At 60.9% G+C, this 21,862-nt stretch carries 17 protein-coding genes; 13 read left to right on the forward strand and 4 right to left on the reverse strand.

The features are described from left to right. The first annotated feature begins 182 nt into the window (after window positions 1–182). A complete protein-coding gene (locus AC6I1W_RS02235; RefSeq protein WP_063279428.1) occupies window positions 183–1,685 on the forward strand; it encodes an amino acid permease in 1,503 nt (500 codons plus the stop codon). A 427-nt stretch (window positions 1,686–2,112) separates the two neighbouring features. Next, complete coding sequence (locus tag AC6I1W_RS02240) at window positions 2,113–2,328, forward strand: SOS response-associated peptidase family protein (RefSeq protein ID WP_333490152.1); 216 nt, start codon at window positions 2,113–2,115, stop codon at window positions 2,326–2,328. A gap of 100 nt (window positions 2,329–2,428) precedes the next feature. Here the strand turns inward: AC6I1W_RS02240 and AC6I1W_RS02245 are convergent, their stop codons facing one another. Then, window positions 2,429–3,439 carry an Lrp/AsnC family transcriptional regulator gene (locus tag AC6I1W_RS02245; protein ID WP_493536876.1) on the reverse strand — a complete coding sequence of 337 codons (1,011 nt, stop codon included), beginning with the start codon at window positions 3,437–3,439 and terminating at the stop codon, window positions 2,429–2,431. A gap of 301 nt (window positions 3,440–3,740) precedes the next feature. Between AC6I1W_RS02245 and ord the strand changes: the two genes are divergently transcribed. The 10 genes from ord to alr all read left to right on the forward strand — a co-directional run bounded on the left by ord (window position 3,741) and on the right by alr (window position 16,576). Then, window positions 3,741–4,784, forward strand: a complete 1,044-nt coding sequence (ord, locus tag AC6I1W_RS02250; RefSeq protein WP_284950739.1) for a 2,4-diaminopentanoate dehydrogenase — start codon at window positions 3,741–3,743, stop codon at window positions 4,782–4,784. An 11-nt stretch (window positions 4,785–4,795) separates the two neighbouring features. Then, complete coding sequence (gene ortA / locus AC6I1W_RS02255; protein WP_117188385.1) at window positions 4,796–5,143, forward strand: 2-amino-4-oxopentanoate thiolase subunit OrtA; 348 nt, start codon at window positions 4,796–4,798, stop codon at window positions 5,141–5,143. Beyond that, on the forward strand, window positions 5,140–6,555 hold the full coding sequence (gene ortB, locus AC6I1W_RS02260) for a 2-amino-4-oxopentanoate thiolase subunit OrtB (protein ID WP_065673307.1): 1,416 nt from the start codon (window positions 5,140–5,142) through the stop codon (window positions 6,553–6,555). The genes ortA and ortB overlap by 4 nt, the downstream gene beginning before the upstream one ends. Further along, on the forward strand, window positions 6,552–6,974 hold the full coding sequence (gene oraS, locus AC6I1W_RS02265; protein WP_063279422.1) for a D-ornithine 4,5-aminomutase subunit OraS: 423 nt from the start codon (window positions 6,552–6,554) through the stop codon (window positions 6,972–6,974). Before ortB ends, oraS begins: the two co-directional genes overlap by 4 nt. Continuing rightward, window positions 6,971–9,307 (forward strand): D-ornithine 4,5-aminomutase subunit OraE, encoded by a 2,337-nt coding sequence (gene oraE / locus AC6I1W_RS02270; RefSeq protein WP_284950743.1) that lies wholly within the window; start codon window positions 6,971–6,973, stop codon window positions 9,305–9,307. Before oraS ends, oraE begins: the two co-directional genes overlap by 4 nt. 5 nt (window positions 9,308–9,312) lie before the next feature. Then, window positions 9,313–10,743, forward strand: a complete 1,431-nt coding sequence (locus AC6I1W_RS02275; RefSeq protein ID WP_065673304.1) for a glutamate mutase L — start codon at window positions 9,313–9,315, stop codon at window positions 10,741–10,743. Next, window positions 10,740–11,828, forward strand: a complete 1,089-nt coding sequence (locus AC6I1W_RS02280) for an alanine/ornithine racemase family PLP-dependent enzyme (RefSeq protein WP_065673303.1) — start codon at window positions 10,740–10,742, stop codon at window positions 11,826–11,828. The genes AC6I1W_RS02275 and AC6I1W_RS02280 overlap by 4 nt, the downstream gene beginning before the upstream one ends. Window positions 11,829–11,927: 99 nt before the next feature. Next, a complete protein-coding gene (locus tag AC6I1W_RS02285) occupies window positions 11,928–13,343 on the forward strand; it encodes an amino acid permease (protein ID WP_065673302.1) in 1,416 nt (471 codons plus the stop codon). Between the two features lie 412 nt (window positions 13,344–13,755). Next, a complete protein-coding gene (locus tag AC6I1W_RS02290; RefSeq protein WP_179856557.1) occupies window positions 13,756–15,189 on the forward strand; it encodes an amino acid permease in 1,434 nt (477 codons plus the stop codon). A 259-nt stretch (window positions 15,190–15,448) separates the two neighbouring features. Then, window positions 15,449–16,576, forward strand: a complete 1,128-nt coding sequence (alr, locus tag AC6I1W_RS02295; RefSeq protein ID WP_065673300.1) for an alanine racemase — start codon at window positions 15,449–15,451, stop codon at window positions 16,574–16,576. A gap of 225 nt (window positions 16,577–16,801) precedes the next feature. Here the strand turns inward: alr and AC6I1W_RS02300 are convergent, their stop codons facing one another. The 3 genes from AC6I1W_RS02300 to AC6I1W_RS02310 all read right to left on the reverse strand — a co-directional run bounded on the left by AC6I1W_RS02300 (window position 16,802) and on the right by AC6I1W_RS02310 (window position 20,363). Beyond that, window positions 16,802–18,226 (reverse strand): phosphoglucomutase/phosphomannomutase family protein, encoded by a 1,425-nt coding sequence (locus AC6I1W_RS02300; protein WP_016666511.1) that lies wholly within the window; start codon window positions 18,224–18,226, stop codon window positions 16,802–16,804. A gap of 113 nt (window positions 18,227–18,339) precedes the next feature. Next, window positions 18,340–19,530 carry a galactokinase family protein gene (locus AC6I1W_RS02305; protein ID WP_284950744.1) on the reverse strand — a complete coding sequence of 397 codons (1,191 nt, stop codon included), beginning with the start codon at window positions 19,528–19,530 and terminating at the stop codon, window positions 18,340–18,342. Next, complete coding sequence (locus tag AC6I1W_RS02310) at window positions 19,527–20,363, reverse strand: nucleotidyltransferase family protein (protein WP_117188375.1); 837 nt, start codon at window positions 20,361–20,363, stop codon at window positions 19,527–19,529. Before AC6I1W_RS02310 ends, AC6I1W_RS02305 begins: the two co-directional genes overlap by 4 nt. Window positions 20,364–20,580: 217 nt before the next feature. On the opposite strand from AC6I1W_RS02310, the gene AC6I1W_RS02315 reads away from it, so the two are divergent. Beyond that, window positions 20,581–21,357, forward strand: coding sequence for a hypothetical protein (locus tag AC6I1W_RS02315; protein ID WP_419762719.1), 777 nt, complete (start codon window positions 20,581–20,583; stop codon window positions 21,355–21,357). Window positions 21,358–21,862: the final 505 nt, after the last annotated feature.

Here is a 21,862-nt window from a genome sequence, read left to right on the forward strand (position 1 = left end):
CATTGCCTTAGTAACCTCATCAGCATCGCATGATGTTCTTGAGTCCATGTGGTATCTGCCACATCTGAAAATTTTTTATCGACTAACAGTCCCGGTTGACCTGCATGGCTTCTAGAATAAGCACAATTCTCTGTTCAGCAACGATGCTGGCGGAGAGCACCGTCGATACCGGGAGTGCGTAGATGAGTCACATAGATAACGCCGCCCAGGCGACAGCTCAAGCTGGAGAGCCAACTGATGGAGAGCCCCAACTTCAGCGCGGCCTCAAGAACCGGCACCTCCAGCTCATTGCCATCGGTGGCGCCATTGGAACAGGCCTCTTTCTGGGATCCGGAAAGACCATCTCCCTTGCAGGGCCGTCCATCTTGCTGGTCTACCTCATCATCGGAGTAGTGCTCTTCTTCGTCATGAGGGCGATGGGAGAACTATTGCTGTCAAACCTGGCTTACAAGTCCTTTGCCGACTTTGCAACAGACCTCATTGGCCCCGGAGCCGGGTTCTACATGGGGTGGACATACTGGATGTGCTGGGTAGTCATAGGTAACGCCGACACGATCGCAATATGTGGATATCTGGCTGCCTGGTTCCCTAATCTCGACAAATGGATACCAGCCACATGTATCGTCTTACTACTGACCTGTCTTAACATGGTCGCAGTAAAACTCTTTGGCGAGATGGAATTTTGGTTTGCGATGATTAAGATCGTCACTATCATCGCGTTGATCCTAGTCGGATGCTACCTTGCGATCACCGGATTCCAGCCACCCCGCAGCGGAGCACCAGCCGCGTCATTTTCTCACTTGTGGGACCGCGGCGGGTTCTTCCCCACCGGGTTCATGGGTTTCATAGCCGGTTTTCAGATCGCCATCTTCTCTTTCCAAGGTATTGAAATGGCGGGAACTGCGGCAGCTGAGACGGCCGACCCCGAACACAATCTTCCCAAGGCCATCAATTCGATTCCGGCTCGTATCCTTATCTTCTACGTGTTAGCCCTCGGCGTCATCATGGCAGTACAACCATGGGATCTCATCAACCCACAGGCAAGCCCTTTCGTCGAAATGTTTAGCTTTATTGGGATCCTCATCGCCTTCCACATCGTCAACTTCGTGGTACTCACTTCAGCGGCATCCTCAGCAAACTCGGGGGTCTTCTCAACATCTCGTATCCTCTACGGACTAGCACGCGAGAAAGATGCACCGCCAATCTTCGCCAAGTTGTCCAGCCGCCATATTCCTCGCAACGCTCTCATCCTCACGGCGATATGCATCTCGCCGGCCATCATCCTCGTGACCCTTGAAGATTCGGTCATGGATGCGTTCTCCCTCGTGGCAGGCGTCTCATCAGTGCTCTACCTGTCGGTGTGGGGACTCATCTTGGTCTGTTACCTCAAGTATTTACGCAAACATCCCGAACGCCATGCCGAATCAGCCTTCAAGATGCCCGCCGGCCGCGTCATGTCGTGGGTCGGCATCATCTTCTTCATTACCATTCTCATCATGTTGGGTTTTTCGGAAGACTCTCGTCAGGCCCTCATTGCTGCTCCTATCTGGGTGATATTTATGATGGTGCTGTATCGCCTTTTGGCTTCTACTCGCGCTAATCACACTCGTATCGACTTCGACGCCGAGCGAATCCGTGCCCTCGAGGAGCTCCACCACATGCAGGATGACGAGCACCAAGTCTGACCGTGCATGTGGTCCGCATCTGTGGACGGTTCAGCCTCAGCATGGACGGCGACGAAATCGCAGACTTCTACCACGGCAATCTCACGGTGTCATGGTGCCCGAGGTACTTCATCGCTCCATCGGAGGGGTCGCCCCGGCTCTTCACCGGGGCGACTCGCGAGTCCGTTCTCCAGTGAGGTGGGGCTTTCGGCCCGGTTGGGCGAATGAACCCGGGGCACATCCCATCAGCGCTCGGCTCGAGACCGTCACATGAATGAAATTTCCGTGAGGTCACGGTCTCCCAGTGGTGTGTCGCTCCCATGACTGGTTACTTCGGGTGGATCGAGAAGCGCGGTGACAAAATCCCCATTACACACACGGGTCTGGGGTCTCAAGTGCTGCAGCTACCGCCCCGACGCGAAAAGTCGCCAACGGATCCGAAACGGCGATGGTGATCATCGCCGCGCTTTCCCCCAATGCCTCCGAGCAGATGCATGACAGAATGCCAGTCTTCCTCACCGAAAAAGATCTTGGCGAGTGGCTCGATCCTGGCCACCTTGATTCTGTTCAGACGCGTGGTTTAGCCACCCACATTAGTGAGACGCGCGACACGATCGCACACGAGCCGAGGGTCAACCAGCTGTGGGTAACACCTAGAGAATAAGCACTTGCACGGCTCAACCCAACAGTCAGCAAGGCGATCCCTTGACTCTTTCAAAAGCGTCCGGCAAACCTCGAGATCCGTTCATCCGGAGCTGGCACTGTTAGTGATCGCCTCTCTCGTGATCCCCGATCAGCGGAGGGCAGATAAACTCCCCGGTGGCACGGCCGGTACGGCCCAGAATCCATCCCATCGACTTGTGACTACGCATGTAGACGATGGTTTCAGCCGGAGCAAGACCTGGTATCACCTCCGCGATCGCCGACTCGATCATGCCGATCCCGTTCTGGCGCTCCACCCTGAAGTTCACCCGCAAATTATTGTTGCCAGTGATCCACATGCACGACCGCAGCGCCGGTTGCTGACGCAGCAACTCCAGCACTCTCGTCTTGTGATTGAGGGGGATGGTGGCCGTCCAGGTGCACTCCAAATTCCACCCGCCCAGCTCCGGGGAGACGTCACATCTGAGCTGGATCTTCCGGTTGGTGAGCAGTTTTTGCAACCGGCGATGCAGGGTGCTGGCCGGAATGTCCAGGGTCCTGGCCAGGGAGGTCGCACTGGCACGTCCATCAGCCGCAAGCAACTGGGCCAGCTCACGATCCAGATCGTCTGGTGGCAGCATCCACAGCTCCCCTGACTGCGGGCCCCTGGCGAGGATTTTCTCCGACTTGTTGAGGGCATTGATGTGCCAGGTGTCCGACCCGATGACCACCGACGTCACCAGCGCGCTACGTGACCCATGGACACCGCGCAGCCCACCGATCCAATCGATGACCATGTCGGAGAGAGTGGGGAGATCGGGTGCCACCACGGTGAGCAACAGGTCACGATCCCCTGTCGTCTCGTCGACGCTGACGATCATCGGATTCGCGCACAAAGTCTTGATGACCTGGGGCAGGCTCTCGGTGTGACAGTCAACCTCGACGATGGCCGTCATCTGCTGATTGAGGTTCGGACAAGCGGTTATCCAGGCGATTCCGTCATCGACGAGACGCTGCCAACGGTGGGCACCGGTCGTTGGTGACACACCCAGGACCTTGCCCACCTTGGCCCAGGTGGCGCGCGGGTCGATCTGCAGGACATTGACAAGCCGCCGGTCCAGCTCTTCGTACATGTGTCTCCTTCGCCGCCGTTGGGAGGATCTCCAAAAGTTTGTCACCTCGATTGGAATAATGTGTGGCCACCCTCCCAGTTCTGCGCACATCTGGAGTACGGGACATTGCACAAACGTCCAGTGACAAAGTAGAGCCCGGACGGATCAACGAAGAACCGTCGACCTGCACGAACGCAGGCCAGGGCAGGCCCCCTTCGACTGCAGAAATGCCTCCAGCACAGTGCTTGCACGGTGCCAGACAGTGACCAGTAAGGAAGTCGGCTCGCTTCAGCACCAGACATCGTCGTCAGGAGGAACCACAATGACCGCCACCAATCCCATCCGAGTCGTCCAGTGGGGTCTGGGAGCTATGGGCCAAGGAATGGCCAAACTCATCGCGTCCAAGGATGGACTGGATCTTGTCGGGGCCATCGACGTCAACCCGGCCCTGGACGGTAAGGATGTCGGCGAAGTGGTCGGCATCGATTCCCTCGGAGTCCATGTCACGACCGATCCCTCCACCATCCTCGACTCCGGCAAGGTCGACGTCGTCACGATCGCCACCACCTCGTGGGTACGCGACCAGATTGCTGACCTTCGCACCATCATCACTGCCGGAATCAACGTCGTCAGCATCGCCGAGGAGATGTCCTGCCCCGAGGCCCAGAACCCCGAGATGGCCAAGGAACTCGACGAACTCGCCAAGTCGCACGGCGTCTCAGCTGTTGGTGTTGGCGTCAACCCCGGATTCGTCCTCGACCACCTCGTCGTCGCCCTGTGCTCCGGCAGCCAGGAGGTCACCCACATCGAGGCCCGCCGCGTCAACGACCTCGCCCCCTACGGCGAGACCGTGCTTCGCACCCAGGGCGTCGGCACCACCCCCGAGGAGTTCAGGGCCGGAGTCGCCGACGGCTCCATCGTCGGCCACGTCGGCTTCCCGGAATCCATCCGACTCCTCAGCGACGCCCTCGGCCTCGGGGTCGACTCGGTCGAGCAGAACATCGAGCCCATCATCGCCAAGGTTGCCCGTCCTGCCCGCGACCGCGCCGTCGAGCCGGGTCAGGTCGCCGGGTGCAACCACACGGCAGTCGGCCGTCGCGGGGGCCAGGAGGTCATCCGACTCATCCATCCGCAGCAGGTCGCCCCGGAGGCCGAGGGACAGGAGACCGGCGACTTCATCACCATCACCGGCGTCCCGGACATCTCGATGTCGACCGGACCGGAGATCGCTGGCGGCAAGGCTACAGCGGGTATCTGCGTCAACACCATCCCACGCATCGTCGCCGCCACCCCCGGCCTCAAGCGCATCATCGACCTGCCCTCGCCGTGTGCCCTCATGGGACCGTCGGCCTACGAGCGTCGCTGAGCGAGGTCATCATGGCAGAGACTCCCAACACCACCCCGCAGGCGGACGGCCCGGTCCCCGAGGGCACCTGGGTGGAGGTTCGCACCATCATCCTGCAGCCTTCCGAACGCGCCGCCGCCGTGCCGGCTGACACCGCCGCCACTCCCCTCGTGCAGTGGATCAGTGGATTCCTCGACGAGGAGGCGCACATCGGCGACGAGGCCACCATCACCTCGATCATCGGACGGCATCACACCGGTGTCCTCGACCGCGTCAATCCCAGCTACAGCCACAGCTTCGGCCACACCGTGCCCGAGCTGTTGTCGATCGGCACCATGCACGAATCCATCACGTCCCACGGGAAGGAGGACCGGTCATGAGCAACTCCTATGACGACGTCATGGCTCGCCGCAGCGAAATCATGCGACGTGCCCTGTCTCTGGACTACGACAGCTTCCAGCGCGGTGACCTGGCCTTCGACTACGACGCCCTGATGTCCTCCACCGGTTACGACCTCGACGACGTCGCTCGCATCCAGGCCGAGACCAAGGTGGGTCACACCCCGCTGTACGAGCTGCACCGTCTGACCGAGGCCGTCCGCGAGATCGCCCGACCTGGCAAGGGAGCTCGGATCCTCCTCAAGGACGAGGCCGCCAATGCGTCCGGCAGCTTCAAGGCTCGTCGTGCATCCCTGAGCGCCCACGAGGCGGAGGTCAAGGGATTTGCTGGCATGGTTACGGCCACCAGCGGAAACTACGGTGCCGCCGTCGCCTCCCAGGCCGCTCAGCACGGACTGGCCTGCATCGTCATCCAGGAGATCTACGACTCCCACCACGTGGGCCAGCCGGAGATCGTCGAGAAGTCCCGGGCCTGTGAGGCCTACGGCGCCGAAGTGATCAAGCTGACGGTCGGGCCGGAGCTTTTCTACGTCCTGCTGCGTACCCTGGAGGACACCGGCTACTTCAACGCCAGCCTCTACACGCCGTACGGAATCGCGGGCATCGAGACCCTCGGCGCCGAGATCGGTCACGAGGTACAGCAGCGTTACGGACGCCAGCCCGACGCCGTCGTGGTCACCAATGCCGGTGGCGGCAACATCACCGGAACTGCCCGCGGCCTGCGCAAGGTGGGCTGTGACGAGACCGAGGTCGTCGCCGTCTCGGTGGATCTCACCGGATTGCACATGGCCTCCGACCACGACTTCAACAACAAGTCGTTCACCACCGGCCACACCGGTTTCGGCGTGCCGTTCGCCACCTGGCCTGACCGCGTTGACGTCCCACGCAACGCCGCTCGTCCGCTGCGGTACATGAATGGCTACCATCTGGTCTCCCAGGGCGAGGTCTTCTACATGACCGAGCTCCTGACGAAGATCGAAGGTCTGGAGCGGGGCCCGGCCGGAAACACCAGCCTGACGGCCGCGGTCGCCATGGCTCGTCAGATGGATCGCGACCAGATCGTCGTCGTCCAGGAGACCGAGTACACCGGCGCCGGAAAGCACCACAACAGCCAGCTGTCCTTCGCCCGCTCGCGCGGTATCGAGGTCCGTCGTGGCGACCCTGCCGGCAACATCCCCGGCAAGGCCATCGTCATTCCGGAACGCCTCGACCAAGTCGGCACCCGTGCCCTCGACCTCGACAAGCTGCGTCGCAGCTACCTGCGCCATGCCAGCCAGGTGATGCCCCCCGACAAGTGGGGAGACGCCGAGCTGGAGTTCCTGGCCGACGAGACCAACACCACCACCGATGCCGTCCGCCAGATCGGCGCTGATCTGGCCAAGGAAGGAGCATGATGTCCGACCCGGATCAGGAGCGCGTCGAACGCTACGAGGCCCTGCGTGCCGAGCTCGCCGACCTCGATGACGCTGCTCTCAAGGAACGCTTCTGGCAGCTGTGCGAGCAGGTCATGACCCCGGTCGTCGACCTCGCCCGCACCCACACCACGCCGTCGATCGAACGGTCCGTCCTGCTGCGCATGGGGATCGACTCCGTGACGACCCACGCCGTCGTCGAGAACGTCTTCGCAGCAGGACTGGGCGGCAAGGGAGCCGGCCACGCCGTACTGCGACTGTCCCGTCGTGACGGCATGGACCTGCGCGACGCCGCCACCCGCATCGCCGAGGACCCCAAGGCCCTCGACGGACTGTTCGACGGCAGCCCACTGCCCCCGGCAATGGCACCGACGGAATCCGAGGAAGGAGTCCCGGCATGACCATCCAAGACCCGTGCCTCCACCACAAGCACGCTCAGGAACGCGAGCAGCTCGACCCCATGGACTCGCCGCGTGAGTCCACTGTTCCGCCTGTCGAGTCGACGGAGCCCACTGAGCCCCGCCTCGAGCAGGAGTCCCTCGGCCCGGACACCAAGCTTGACGTCGAGGAAATCCTCACCGACCTCGAGCACTATCACCCCCGTCGCAAGGGATGGACCTGGCGCAACGTCCCGGGGGAGGGAGTCGACATGGGCGACTTCCACTACCGGAACATGTCCACCCCGCTGAAGCGGAGCATGCCCCTGCCCGCCGCGGAGTACTTCGAGAACATAGATCCCCAGCCGGCCCCAGTCGTCACCTCCGAGATCGCCTCCGGACATTTCGAGGATGACCTGCGCCGCATGAGGATGGCCGCCTGGAACGGTGCCGACCACATCATGGTCATCCGCACCACCGGACAGAGCCACATCGACGGGCTCCTCGAGGGCACCCCGGAAGGCATTGGCGGCGTCCCGATCACCCGCAAGCAGCTGCGCGCCAGCCGCAAGGCCTGCGACCTCATTGAGGACGAGGTGGGACGCCCCATCAACTTCCACTCCTATGTCTCCGGAGTGGCTGGCCCTGAGGTGGCCGTCCTCTTCGCCGAGGAGGGAGTCAACGGTGCTCACCAGGACCCGCAGTACAACCTGCTGTACCGCAACATCAACGCCTACCGCAGCTACGTCGACGCCGGTGAGGCCAAGAAGGTGATGGCGGGAGCCCAGATCTTCCAGATCGACGGCGCCCACAACGCCAATGCCACCGCTCGCCATGGCTGGAAGGTCATGCCCGAGCTGATGGTCCAGCACGGTCTCAACTGCATATTCTCGGTGTTGGTGGGTATGCCGAAGGATCTCATCGGTCTGTCGACGGTCCCGCCGAGCGCTCCCCCGGCCCCGAAGCTCTGGTACGACCTGCCGTACGCGGTGGCCCTGCGTGATCTGTTCAGCGAGTACAAGATGCGCGCCCAACAAAACACCCGGTACATCGAGTCCGACCTCGCCGAAGCCATCCGCACCCACACCATCGACACCCTCATCTCGATGCTGACGAGCGCGGACATCCAGAGCACCATCACCCCTGACGAGGGTCGCAACCTGCCCTGGCACCACAACTCCATCCGTGGTGTCCAGACGGTCAAGCAGACCTGGGCCGCCCTGGACGGCATCAAGGACATGGTCACCATCAACCGTGAGGGGCCGCTGGGCGCCATGGTCCGCGACCTCAAAGAGAGGGCCATCGGGTTCCTTACCGAAATGTTGCACGTCGGTGGGTACTTCGCCGCCGTGGAGGACGGGTTCTTCGTCGACTCGGCAGAATTCCCGGAGCGCAACCATGACGGCATCGCCCGTGACGGCCAAGGCGGTATCGCCGAGGGAACCGTCGTCGAGCGTGACCCCGACTACCTCGCCCCGGTCTGCGACCATTTCGGCAACAACAACCTGCCTGAGGGGCTCGACAAGCCGTGTGACCTCATCGACGGCTGCACCCTGTGCAAGCCCGAGAAGATCGTCTACATCGACGAGCTCGACCCGAACGACTCCGCTGCCACCCGTCTGGCCCGGACCCGTCCGTTCCGCGACGGCACGGCACTGCGTCCGGAGGCCGAGTGGGCTGGCGACGGCGTCGTCCTGGTGCAGATGAACATCACCGCCTCGGAGGACATCGCCCGTGAGGCAGCTGTCGAGATGGCGCGCAAGATGGGCATCAACGACCCGCAGGTGTGCAACCTGCAGGTGCTGCACCCGGCCGAGGGATGCTTCGTCGAGGTCAAGGGCCAGGCAACCCACGTCGACGTCGACCCGTCCAAACTGACGATCCCCGAGAAGATCGAGCTGCTTCCTCCCGACGAACTGCGTCAGTACGTCACCGACCACGAGTTGTCGGTGGTTGCCGGCACCGTCGGCGAGGACGAACACAGCGTCGGTCTGCGCGAGATTCTCGACATCAAGCACGGCGGCATCGAGAAATATGGCGTGAAGTACCGCTACCTCGGGACTTCTGTACCGGTGGAGAAGATGGTTGACGCGGCCATCGAGAGCGGCGCCGACGCGATCCTCATCTCGACCATCATCAGCCACAACGACATCCATCGCACGATGATGCGCAAGCTGGCTGATCTGGCCACCGAGAAGGGCATTCGCGACAAGGTCGTGCTCGTCGCCGGCGGTACCCAGGTGAGCCGAGAGATGGCTGCCGAGACTGGTCTCGATGCCACCTTCGGACGCGGCACCAAGGGCATCGACGTCCTCGACGCCATCGTCCGCACCATGCGGGCCCGCGAGGAGGCCTGACAAAAATGACCGTGCTCACGACTCTGGAGATCGGCTCCACCATCACCAAGGCCAACGCCTTCAAGCTGGAGTCCGGGTTGTTGCACCACATCGGTCAGGGCTTCGCCCCCACCTCAGTGGCCGCCGGCGACGTGCGTATCGGCGCGGACGCTGCGATCGCCCAGATGAGTGAGCGGTGTGACCTACCGCTGGACGCCGGGGAGGTCTTCGTGAACTCCTCGGCAGCCGGTGGGTTGCGCATGAGCGTCCACGGTCTGACCAAGTCCATGACGGCCAGGGCTGCCCGCGAGGCAGCCCTGGGTGCCGGGGCCATCGTCACGATGACCACCGTCGGGGCGATGGACGAGTTCGATCTCGAGGATCTGCAGGAGAACAACCCCAACATCATCCTGCTGGCCGGCGGAGTCGACGACGGGGAGAAACGGACCGTGGTCGAGAACGCGAGGATCATCGCCTCTGCCAGGTTGGGGGTGCCGGTGATTTACGCCGGGAACTCTCGAGTCCGGAGACGGATCCAGGACATTTTTACCGAGGCAGGCCAGCCGCTGACATGCGTTGACAATGTCTTCCCTGATGTCGATGTTTTGCGCGTCGAACCGGTGCGAGCCGTCATCCACGACGTCTTCAATGACCACATCACCGCAGCACCGGGGATGCAGGGGCTGGCCAAAATGACCAGACACGGGATCCTGCCGACCCCGGGAGCGGTACTTCTCGCCACCGAGCTCTTCGCCGACGCGGTCGGGGACGCCGTGGTGGTCGATGTCGGTGGTGCCACCACTGACGTCCACAGTGTCACGGACGGGTCCTCGGAGTGGACTGCCCGAGTCATCGATCCGGAGCCGCGTACCAAGCGTACCGTCGAGGGGGACCTGGGAGTTTTCGTCAACGCCCGGCGGGTCGCTGCCATGACTGACGAGGGCGAGGACGAGGAGCGTCTGGAATGGTTGAGTGCCATTCCCAGTGATGAACGCGAAGCGGAAGTCACCCGATGGCTGGCTAAGGAGGCCGTTGAAATCGGGGTGGGTCGCCACGCCGGTACCGTGACTGAAATATTCACTCCCACTGGTAAGACCCAGGTGGTGCGTGGCAAGGACCTCAGTGCCGTGCGTTGGGTGGTGGGAACCGGCGGTGCTCTAACGCGAATTCCTGGTGGTGCGGACATCCTCCGTCGTATCTGCACCGGAGCTGGAGCCCAGCTGTTGCCGAGCCCCGAGGCCACCATCGTCATCGACCGCGACTATCGGTTCTCTGCCCTCGGAACGGTGGCCCAGTGCTACCGCGACGAGGTCCGTCAAAGCTTCGCAGCCTGGATCGACGCCATCACTGACAACACAGAACTGCCGGGTGACGAGGGGCCAGGCGTTAACGGAGACGTCCCCTCGCCCGACGTGACGAAAAACGACATCTCACATGGGATGGAAAGCACATCATGAACGGCCCCACACCCCGGTTGGAGATTTTCGCCGACCGGATTCACGACAACGCACGAGCAATCGTGCACCAGTGCGCCGACCACGGCATTCAGGTTGCTGCCGTCACCAAGGTCTTGCACGCCCACCCAGCCCTTTTGCGGGCTCTGGACGATACCGGTATCACGATGCTCGCCGATTCCCGGTTGCAGAACCTGCGCCGCATCGCTGAAACCGGAACCTCCCTGCCAACTCTGTTGCTGCGAGCCCCGGGGCGTCACGACATTGACGCCGCCGTCCAGCTCGCCGACATTTCTCTCAACTCGTCGCTCATCACGATGACCGCATTGTCGGACGCCGCCGTCCGAGCGGGAACCCGCCACGGGGTGATCATCATGGTCGACGTCGGTGACCTGCGAGAAGGCGTCTGGCCGGACCATCTCGTCGAAGTGGTGTCTGCAGCGGCCAAACTGCCCGGGATCGACGTCAGGGGAGTTGGCACCAACCTCGCCTGCTATGGCGGAGTCCAGCCAAGTGCCGAGAACATGACCCGCCTGGTCCAGCTCCGCGACCTCGCTCGAGAGGCGACTGGTCTGGAACTCGGCCTCATCTCCGGCGGGAACTCGGCCAACCTCCCCCTCATGATGAGCGGAGACATGCCGTCGGAAATCAACAATCTACGTATTGGCGAGGCCATCATCCTGGGGCGTAACACCTTGGACCGGTCTCCGTGGCCAGGGACTTGCCAGGACACCATCCAAGTGGTCTCCGAGATCATCGAACTCGAGCGGAAACCGTCAATCCCGCTCGGCCGCACCGGCGAGGACGCTTTCGGCCAGCACGTCACTTTCACCGACCGCGGCGTTCGGCTGCGCGCCATCTGCAATCTCGGGCGTCAGGACGTCAACCCGTCTGATCTAACGCCCATTGATCCCGGGCACATCGTGCTTGGGGCCAGCTCGGATCACCTCATCGTCGACGTGACCGATTCTGGCAGCCCGGTTGAGATCGGGACCGAAGTGAGGTTCCGGCCGACCTACGCGGGCTTACTTGCCACCGCCACCTCCTCTGCTGTCTGGAAGGAAGCAGCTACTCCCCATCGCCTGTGAGGCGTCCGTTATCACGCTCAGTGGACAAAGGAGTTCCCCATGAGTGCACGAGAAACGCAATCCGGCGGCGCATCCCGCCGCAGCAATCTAACCAGACCGATGAAGAATGCATCAGCGACCCTCAAGCAGATCGACCCTGCTGAAGAGCGGGAACTGCAGCGCGGCCTGACCAACCGGCATCTGCAACTCATCGCCCTGGGTGGGGCCATTGGCACCGGAATGTTCATGGGCTCCAGCAGCACCATTCACCTTGCCGGCCCATCCAGTGCCCTCATCTACGCGCTGATCGGCTTCTTCATGTACTTCATGATGCGTGCCCTCGGCGAGATGCTGCTCTCAAACCTCCACTACAAGTCCTTCCGTGACATCGCTGAGGACCTGTTGGGGCCTGCCGGAGGTTTCATCGCCGGGTGGACGTATTGGTTCTCGTGGATCGTCGCCGCCATGGGAGACCTCGCGGCCATCACCGCCTACGCGCAGTACTGGTGGCCAAACATCCCGAAATGGCTGCCAGCGACTGCCCTGGCCACCGTCCTGCTAGCCCTCAACATCATTGCCGTGCAGTTCTTCGGCGAGGCCGAGTTCTGGTTCGCGCTCATCAAACTCATCGCTGTCGGTGCGCTGGTGGTCGTCGCCATTGTGCTCGTGGCCACCCGCTTCGTGTCCCCGGACGGGGACCCAGCCACGATTGCGAACCTCTGGAACGACGGTGGCTTCTTCCCCAACGGAGTGATGGGATTCCTCGGCGGATTCCAGATTGCCTTCTTCGCCTTTGTCGGCATTGAGCTCGTGGGCACCGCCGCCGCCGAGACGAAGGACCCCTGCACTACCCTTCCCAAGGCGATCAACGCCATTCCTGTGCGGTTGGCCCTGTTCTACGTGCTCGCCCTGTTGGCCATCACCACCGTCATCCCCTGGCGCAAGGTGGTGCCTGGCGTCAGCCCGTTCGTGTCGCTGTTTGGCTTGGCCGGTTTCGGAGCTGCTGCCAGCGTGATGAATTTCGTCCTGCTCACCGCCGCGGCATCGTCGGACAATTCGGGGCTGTACTCCACATCGCGGATGATGTACGGCTTGGCTCTCGATGGTCAGGCTCCGTCAAGGTTCCGAAAACTGTCGGGCAACAACGTCCCGCGCAACGCGCTTGTCGCATCCTGCCTGCTGCTGCTTTGCGGCATCATCTTCCTGTACACCTCGGACTCGATCATGCAGGCTTTCGCCCTCGTGACGACTGTTGCCGCTCTGCTGTTCCTGTTCAGCTGGTCCCTCATCGTCGTCTGTTACATCGTGTACCGCCACAAGAGCCCCGACCTGCACGAGGAGTCGGTGTACAAGATGCCTGGCGGCGTCCCGATGTGCTGGGTCGTGCTGACATTTTTCGCGATCAGCCTCGTCATCCTCGCCTTGGATCCGACGACGCGAATCGCGGTGCTCATCACGCCGATCTGGTTCGTCTTCATCGGTTCGATGTACCTCGTCTACCGCCACCGCACGCAGCGCAAGGAGGGGTTGCGCTGACCGTCATCGACTTCTGGTCCGCGGAGCAGACACGCCTCGCGGGTCAGAGATGCTCTCTGGAAGCAGCCAGCCTCGATCGAGGTTCTTGACCACACAGACACGGTAGTTGTCCTGACGGGGTCAATGGTTGTTGATATGGGTTGATAGCCATCTCATTGGCGGATGGATCACCATAATGATTAGAAATCGACGAGCATGGCACTCGTACTCCAACCACGACTATTTGGCCATCCTTTAAATGACGATCACCAGGAGTCGACCGGCCGGTGCTATGCTGCAAACAAGTTTCATCGTAGAAGGTGAGACACCGTCGATTCACCCTCACCGCGCGACTCTGACGTCCATTTCACGGAGGCGACACATGACTGGTTTCGGCGAAAATCCAGACACTTCGGGGTGCCCTCAAATGCCAATGGGTGAGGCTTCCCTGACTGCGGATTCATCACATTCCGAGGAGCACGGCGAGGTGCACCTCCACCGCAATCTGAACAACCGTCACATCCAGCTGATCGCGATCGGTGGCGCCATCGGGACCGGCCTGTTCCTCGGATCCGGGAAAGCCATCCACGCTGCCGGACCAAGCATCATCGTCTCCTACCTCATCATCGGGACCATGCTCTACTTCGTCATGCGAGCCATGGGCGAGTTGCTCATGTACAACCTCGATTACAAGAGCTTCCAGGATTTCGCAGCCGATCTGATCGGCCCTTGGGCAGGATTCTTCTTGGGATGGACCTACTGGCTCTGTTGGATTGTCACTGGAATGGCCGAACTCATTGGAATCACCACTTACTGGGATTTCTGGATCAAAAACCATAGCCTTGCTACCTTACTAGCAGCTGCGACACTCGTCCTACTTCTCTGTTTGAATCTCCTCACTGTTAAAATGTTCGGTGAACTGGAGTTCTGGTTCGCACTGATTAAGATCATCGCGATTATCTCACTTATCATTCTTGCCATCGTGCTGGCAATCATTGGATTCAAATCCCCCTCTGGGGGCGCCGCATCATTCACCAACATGTGGGATCACGGTGGATTCATGCCAAATGGATGGAGTGGGTTCTTCGCTGGATTCCAGATGGCGGCCTTCGCATTCGTAGGGATTGAACTCATCGGCACAACCGCAGCCGAGACCCAGGACCCTGAAAATACGCTTCCCCGAGCCATCAGTGCTGTTCCGGCACGAATCCTCATCTTCTACATCGGCGCTCTGGCCGCGATCATGACAGCCGTGCCGTGGAACGAGGTCCGCCCGGATTCATCCCCGTTCGTACAGGTTTTGGGACTCGTCGGATTCACTGGGGCCGCCAGCGTGATGAATTTCGTCGTACTCACGTCCGCTGCATCGTCATCGAACTCCGGGATCTACTCCATTTCACGGATGCTCTTTGGCCTCGCGCATAAGAGGATGGCTCCGAGACAGTTTGGGCGCCTCAGTAAAAATGGCGTCCCGCGATGGGGGCTCGTCGTCACCGTCCTGGTTCTCAGCACAGCGCTTTTGCTGGCGGCGTCAGAATCCTTCGTCGAGGCTTTCACTCTTGTGACGACAATTTCCTCAGTGCTGTTCATCTTTGTCTGGAGCATGATCGTCATCAGCTACATGAAGTACCGAAAGATTGCTCCGGACGCCCATTCAACGTCGAAGTACCCCATGCCTGGTGGGCGCGGCATGTGCTGGGCGATCCTGGCGTTTTTCGTCTTCACCCTCGTGTTGCTGGCCCAGGAACCTGACACCGCCCATGCTCTCGCACTCACGCCTCTCTGGTTCCTCATTCTCGGAATCGGCTGGTTCTTCGACCGCCACCACGCCATCCGCGACGACGCGGGGACCGACGATACCGATTAGAGAGGGACAGTCGAGCGACGATGATGACCAGCACGTTCTATCGGGACCGCACCAAATCTTGGCTGGTAGGGAATTGGACCAGAGTGTGAGACACGATGACAACTGATGCAACCGGCCCGCAGTGAAGTGCCCGGAATGGGGCCGTCCGCCAGCCACGCGGACGTGGCCAGTTCCATCATTCCGTCATGCGTGCCGGCGTCGCCCTCCCCTATCCGTTGACCGCATCGCAATTTCTGACAGCTCAAAGGAGTTATGACACATGTCAAGATGCCCGTCGCCCTCACACGCCATTGTTGATCTGTCTGCCATCGCTGCGAACCTCGCCGTCGTCAGGAAACGGGCTGGTGGCCGGAAGATCCTTTTCGCCGTCAAGGCCGATGCTTATGGGCACGGTGCCGTCGAGGTCTCCCGCTATGTCGAAAAACATCACTGCGCTGACTGGCTTGCCGTCGCCACTGTCGCGGAAGGCCAAGAGCTGGTGGAAGCCAACATCACACTCCCCATCCTCAAGCTCTCCCCCGTTGACCCCTGGGACCTCGATGCTGCTATCGAATCCGGCATGCGCCTCACGGTGGTGGATTTCGACACCCTGGATGCAGTGAACTCTGCCGCCGGGAAGCGGGGAGTCACCGTCAAGATCCACATTGCCGTCGATAGCGGTATGGGGCGTATTGGGTTGCGGCCTGAACAACTTGGCGAACTCACGGCCGCCGCGGATCGTGCCGAGAACGTCGAGGTCGAGGGAGTATTCACTCACCTGCCCATCAGTGACGTCCCCGAGGGAAAGGACTTCACACGACGCGAGATAAGCACTTTCATGAATGCTGTATCCCGAATCGAGGCGGAGCGCGGACCCTTCCCATTGGTGCACCTTGCCAACTCCGGCGCGATCCTTGGACATGACCTGGGACGAACGTCGATGGTGCGCGCAGGCATCGTCGGTTACGGATACGACCCCGACCCGCACGCTGGTCGCGCCGAACTGCACCCTGCTTTGTCCTGGGTGAGTCACGTCACCTTCGTCAAAACTGTCAATCCAGGCGACACTATTGGCTACGGACGAACTTGGACCGCAGGCGAGACGACAAAAATCGCCACCGTGCCTGTCGGATACGCCGATGGGCTATCCAGGGCGTTGTCGAACAAGGGGCGCGTGCTCATCGGAGGCGCTGTTCACCCCATCGTCGGTCGGGTGTGCATGGATCAGTTCATGGTCGATCTCGGCCCTGATTCGACTGCCACCGTGGGTGATGAGGTAGTTCTCATTGGAACCCAGGAAGACGAGGTCTTGACCGCCGACGACATGGCCGAGCAGCTCGGAACCATCAGTTACGAGATCACCTGTGACATTTCGAAGCGGGTGGATCGTCATTGGACCGGGGAATGATGGGCTAATCGTCACTGGGCTGCGTGGATAGCAACAAGGCACATCCTCACCTCATCCGCGCGTCGTGCCCCCTGCCCCCGAGCCCAATACCGGGCAAAATCCCCGCTTGGTGTGTGGTCACGTCACGCCTCTGTCGCAACCACACACCAAGCGGGGAAAACCCATCACCAGGCCAACTGCCCGGGTCGCCGGGCCCAACCCCTTGGCGTAAGCAGGGCCACCCCGTCACTCGAATTGATAGTGCTCAACGACCTCGTCGATGCACGCACGGGCCATCTCAGCGTCCGGCATCTCGCAGAACACTCGTAGCAGGGGCTCGGTACCGGAGAAGCGAACAATGATCCACCCACCGTTGGCGAAGTACACCTTGACTCCGTCCATGTCGCTGATGTGGTCAATCTCGAGGCCAAAGTCGGGAAGATCCTTCTCCTCGTAGATGCGCTTCTTGAGCGCCTCCTTGTCCTCGGACGCGAAGGAGAAGTCATCCTCCACCATCTCGAGGCGACCGTAACGCTCCTCGATGTCAGCGTAGATCTGGGAGAGCTTCTTGCCCCGTTTGGCGATCATTTCCACCAGCAGGGTGCCCGCGTAGACGCCGTCCTTGCCCGCAATGTGTCCCTTGACGGTCAAACCTCCCGAGGACTCACCGCCGATCACAGCGCCGGTCTCAGCCATCTTGGACGACACCCACTTGAAACCGACCGGAACTTCGTAGCACGTCTGCCCGTGGGCCTCGGCAACGCGATCGAGCAGGTGTGTCGTCGCGAGGTTGCGCACGCACCCGCCCTTCCAGCCCTTGTCCTCCAACAGGTAGGTGTACAGCAGGACCAAGATCTGGTTGGGGTGCAGGAAATGTCCCTGATCATCAATGATACCGAGTCGGTCAGCGTCACCATCGGTGGCGATGCCGATGTCGGCTCCCCGCTCGACGACCTCCTGGGTCAACGCCTGCAGGGTCTTGGAGTTCGGGGAAGGGAGACGCCCGCCAAAGAGGGTGTCGCGGCGCTCGTGAATGGTATCGACGTCGCAACGAGCCGTCATGAGGATGGTCTGGAGGCAGGTGCGAGAGACTCCGAACATCGGGTCGAGGACAACCTTGAGGTGGGCGTGTCGAATCGCTTCGAGGTCGACATGGTCGAGGATCGCGTCGATGTACCAGTTCATCGAGGTTTGCACCTCGACCAGCCCGTCACGAAGGGCGTCAGCGCGGTGTACGCGCTTGATGTCGGATGGGCCGATGGAATTGGCACGACGCTGGATGGGTTCAGTAATCTCCACCTTGGCGTCACGACCGCCCTCCGTGAACACCTTGAGTCCGTTGTACGTCGCGGGGTTGTGGGAGGCCGTGACCGCCATGCCATAGGCACAGTCCAGGTCGCGGACAGTCCACATGATCATCGGGGTCGGAGCAGGCCGGTCAATGATCCGAACGGTGAGCCCATTAGCCGCGAGCACTTCTGCCGCCCACCATGCGAATTCTGGGGAGAGGAAGCGTTGGTCGTACCCAATGACAACCGGGCGCTGCTGTTGGTTCTCGTCATGTATACGGTCTGATAGCGCTTGAGCGACTCGCTCAACATTGAAACGAGTGAAGGTATCCGCGATGATCGCTCGCCAGCCGCCAGTGCCAAATTCGATCTCGTCCGCCACGGTTCAAGGATAAGCTGGAAAACGCCTTCAGGTTCCAGGACGACCGCGGTCGCGAAGATCCGCTCACCACCCCTGCGCGATGGCGAGATGGCGATGAGCGGACTCCCGGCTTTTCAGTCCAGGCGCCGAGCAGAGGGTCCCGGACGGGCAACGACAGTCATCGCTTGGGACGCTTCTTCCGGGTACTCGTCGCGATACGAGGCGATCCATTTTTCGGCGAACTCCTTCGACTCCGCGGACGGAACCAACGCCCACACCGAGCCGCCAAAACCAGCACCAAAGGAGGTTGAACCAACCGCTCCGAGATCATGCGCGATGCGCGCCAAGGCGGCGGTCTGCGGAACCTGGTTGCCAAGAAGATCCTCGGCCGCTCGCTGAGATTCCTGGGCCATTCGACCGAACTCCTTGAGGTCGCCACACGATAGCGCCTTGGACGCCTCCGGGATGATCTTTTCGGACTCGGTGAGGAAATGATCCAGGCGTCGGGTGAGGTCCTCTCGATCCCGCACCACCTCGTAAAGCTTCTCGGCGTCAGGGTCAACGGCAAGGACATCGCCGATGACCGCGTCATGACGACCAGTGTTCGAATTCCACCGACTGACGATCTCCCGAGTTGCCAGGGACGCTGCGTTGTAGAGATCCCGCGCAGCTCCGGTCTTCTCAGCCGCCACCCCAGAAACAATGACGACGAACGACATGTCCTCGGGGAACGGGACTCGTGTCTCCAGTCGGATCGGGCAGAAGCGGAATTGCCCGAGTCGACCGTCCTCGCTGCACACCATCGCCGTGTGGTCCTCTGAGCCGCCAAAAGTTCCCACGCCAGCGGCACCAGCAAGGTTCTTGAAGGTCATGCCGTTCTCGTGGCAGGCCAGGTATCCTGCCAGGTCAACGTCATCGGTGATGTTGTCTTGCCAAGCAGTGGTATCCGACAGCCCGTTGAAATCGGCCAGACCAAGCACAATCGCGCTGACCAGAGCTGACGAGGAGCTCATCCCGCTGGCAAGCGGCAGGTCGGAGGTCAACCGGATCCTCGCCGGGGCCAGGTCGCCAAAATTGGCCGTCAGGCGATCGAGTACGGCCTGGGCGTACCTGCCCCAGTGCCCTGCCGGCAATTTTGGATCGTAGCCAGCCTTCAACGACAACTCACCGGGAGCTGCGTCGGTCGATGCCGTGAGCCCCCTGTCCCCTGGCTCCACCGAAATTGTCACGCCGCGATCCACTGCGGCCACCAACGTCGACCCACCGGCGTAATCGGTGTGCTTCCCGAGGACCTCGATACGCCCTGGAACGAACCAACGCGTCATAGTTTCACCTCGCGACCACCGAGCGCGTCAACCACCGAGGCGATGTCCCCACGGTTCGACATGTCAAGAACGCCCGCTTCGACGGGAACAACGGCAAACCGCTCGCCTTGCTCGACCATCCACCGCACCGCATCGACGATCTCGTACTCACCACGCGCAGATTTCTCGATGGAACGACAGGCTTCGAAAATCCTCGGGGTAAGCAGGAAACAGTTCATCGAGACCAACGCGGTCTCCCCAGCAGCGTCAACAACTTCGGGGGCCGGCTTCTCGATGATGTCGGTGAGCTGACCAGAATCGTCAGAATCCAGCAGAGCGAAGGCACGAATACGCTCCGGGTCGATATTGGACTGATCGATCATGGCACGCTTCGTGAAGCCGAGCGTCGCAGATGCGGGTACTTCGCGAAGCCTGGCAACAGCGTCCTCGGGGTAGAAATTGTCCGAGTTCACAACAAGGACTCTGTCGTCACCGGCGAAGTGCTCGGCAGCTGCAACCGCATCAGCAGTACCTAGCGGCTGTTCCTGAATCGCGTATGTGATCTCGACTCGTGACTTCTCGCAAGAGTCGTAGTAATCGCGAATCAGATCATGCTCCGGACCGATCACCAGACAGAATTGGTCAAACCCGGCATCTGCGAGGGAAGAAATCACATAATCGAGGAAAGGACGGCCATCCAGACTAATCATTGCCTTGACGCCCGCTTGTGCGGCGCTTGCCTGCTCTGCAGTGAGGGAGACACCCACAGCGGCCTTGCGCATGCGGGTTCCCAGGCCTCGAGCCATGATGACGGCCTTGTGAGGAGCTCGTTGTGTCACGGGATCGTGTGTCATGTGAGTAATCCTAGGAATCGTCTCGTTCTCGCACGCAGCTAGGACGGCACACGGTCACTTCAGGTGATCCTTTTCCATTTCCGCCGGCAGAGTGTCGGGGACACCAATCACGTATCCTCGTGACATGGCCACCGGTAGCAAGGGCACCTCGGGCAAGGGCTCGTCAGCTAGCAAGCACTCATCGGCGATAGTCTTCCTCACCATTCTCCTTTTCGTCATGAAAGACAGCGCCTTCGATGGGATCATCGGCTTGGTGCTGCTCGCGACGGTGATCATGTGGATCGTCCAGGCGCAGAAGGACAAGGAAAAACGCAAGACCGGTCGGGATTACGAACACGAATCTGGCTCGGATGACCAAGAACTGCGGATTCTGAGTCCTGACTCCTTGGGGCAGAAGAAGGTCATCGAGCGGCGGCCTCACACATCGGCGAAAGTTACTGACCCGCTGTCGGGCCTCTCAGCTGACAAGTTGCTCAGCGGTTCCTTGACCGCCCTGACCAGCGCGCTCTCAGGTATTTCTGACGACTCCGAGAAGCACGACGAACCTGCACGTCCTCACCCTCATCAGACCCTTCCGACACCGTCGTATTCTCAGCGCTCGTCGTCTCCTACCCCGGATCCAGGTGAAGACGATTCCGAATCCTTGGGGATTGACAATTTCGAACCCCTTCCGTCCGGAGTTGCTGCCCCTCGTTTCGACGCAGCGAGTCTCCCAACTCCCAACGCATCCTCGGCTCACCTTGTGCAGGGCGCGCATCCATCGGCACCCCCGAAGACTTCCGCTACTCCCCGGAAGCCCTCCACTACCGCAGGCACGAAATCCCCCAGCAACCTTGGCACGGCAAGACCCGTCAGGGAGCGTCGTTTTGACGACATGCATCGCGGTTCAGCTGCCATTTCCATGACCCACGAATCATCAACCATGCACCTTCATGACGCCTCGGAGGACCACGGCTCGTGTCTGTCCGCCTCGTCCCTCTTCTCTCAGGACTGACAGCCTTCAACATGTGGCCGATTCTCACTGTGAGGCATGAAAAGTCTCCGGTGCTCCAGGGGATCTACACGAACCTGCTCCGCCCCTTCTTGAGGTGACAGTTTTCGCACCCGCGTCAACCACCCATCTGGGGCACGCTCCAATATTCCGAGCCGAAGCACCGTCAGCCGCGCCTCACACCGGAACGAGCACCCCTTGATGTCGACGCCACAATGCTGACCTGATGGTGTCAAGAACCAGCTCCGGAGCTTCGCGGATCATCGTCCTGTTCCTATTCTCCGAAGAACGCAGGCACAGAACCAGCCCTGGGATGATTCCCCTCACACACATGACCCCCAGCCCCTTGACAGACCAGCAGTCGACTGTTATCATTTTAAGAAAAATAAAGTTTTCGTGAGTTAGCGCCTTGAACGCTCACCATCCCAAAAGGGATTGGTGGGCGTTTTTTGTTGACGCCATCACTTCTAGAAACACCCTACAAGCAATGCGCGGGATCCATTTCCAC

Source organism: Cutibacterium sp. KB22876, from assembly GCF_059728865.1.

Bases quoted from the DNA above. Each gene is read 5' to 3' on its own strand.
- AC6I1W_RS02235 (WP_063279428.1), top strand. From the start codon at position 183: ATGAGTCACATAGATAACGCCGCCCAGGCGACAGCTCAAGCTGGAGAG.
- AC6I1W_RS02240 (WP_333490152.1), top strand. From the start codon at position 2,113: ATGGTGATCATCGCCGCGCTTTCCCCCAATGCCTCCGAGCAGATGCAT.
- AC6I1W_RS02245 (WP_493536876.1), bottom strand. From the start codon at position 3,439: ATGTACGAAGAGCTGGACCGGCGGCTTGTCAATGTCCTGCAGATCGAC.
- ord (WP_284950739.1), top strand. From the start codon at position 3,741: ATGACCGCCACCAATCCCATCCGAGTCGTCCAGTGGGGTCTGGGAGCT.
- ortA (WP_117188385.1), top strand. From the start codon at position 4,796: ATGGCAGAGACTCCCAACACCACCCCGCAGGCGGACGGCCCGGTCCCC.
- ortB (WP_065673307.1), top strand. From the start codon at position 5,140: ATGAGCAACTCCTATGACGACGTCATGGCTCGCCGCAGCGAAATCATG.
- oraS (WP_063279422.1), top strand. From the start codon at position 6,552: ATGATGTCCGACCCGGATCAGGAGCGCGTCGAACGCTACGAGGCCCTG.
- oraE (WP_284950743.1), top strand. From the start codon at position 6,971: ATGACCATCCAAGACCCGTGCCTCCACCACAAGCACGCTCAGGAACGC.
- AC6I1W_RS02275 (WP_065673304.1), top strand. From the start codon at position 9,313: ATGACCGTGCTCACGACTCTGGAGATCGGCTCCACCATCACCAAGGCC.
- AC6I1W_RS02280 (WP_065673303.1), top strand. From the start codon at position 10,740: ATGAACGGCCCCACACCCCGGTTGGAGATTTTCGCCGACCGGATTCAC.
- AC6I1W_RS02285 (WP_065673302.1), top strand. From the start codon at position 11,928: ATGAAGAATGCATCAGCGACCCTCAAGCAGATCGACCCTGCTGAAGAG.
- AC6I1W_RS02290 (WP_179856557.1), top strand. From the start codon at position 13,756: ATGGGTGAGGCTTCCCTGACTGCGGATTCATCACATTCCGAGGAGCAC.
- alr (WP_065673300.1), top strand. From the start codon at position 15,449: ATGTCAAGATGCCCGTCGCCCTCACACGCCATTGTTGATCTGTCTGCC.
- AC6I1W_RS02305 (WP_284950744.1), bottom strand. From the start codon at position 19,530: ATGACGCGTTGGTTCGTTCCAGGGCGTATCGAGGTCCTCGGGAAGCAC.
- AC6I1W_RS02310 (WP_117188375.1), bottom strand. From the start codon at position 20,363: ATGACACACGATCCCGTGACACAACGAGCTCCTCACAAGGCCGTCATC.
- AC6I1W_RS02315 (WP_419762719.1), top strand. From the start codon at position 20,581: ATGAAAGACAGCGCCTTCGATGGGATCATCGGCTTGGTGCTGCTCGCG.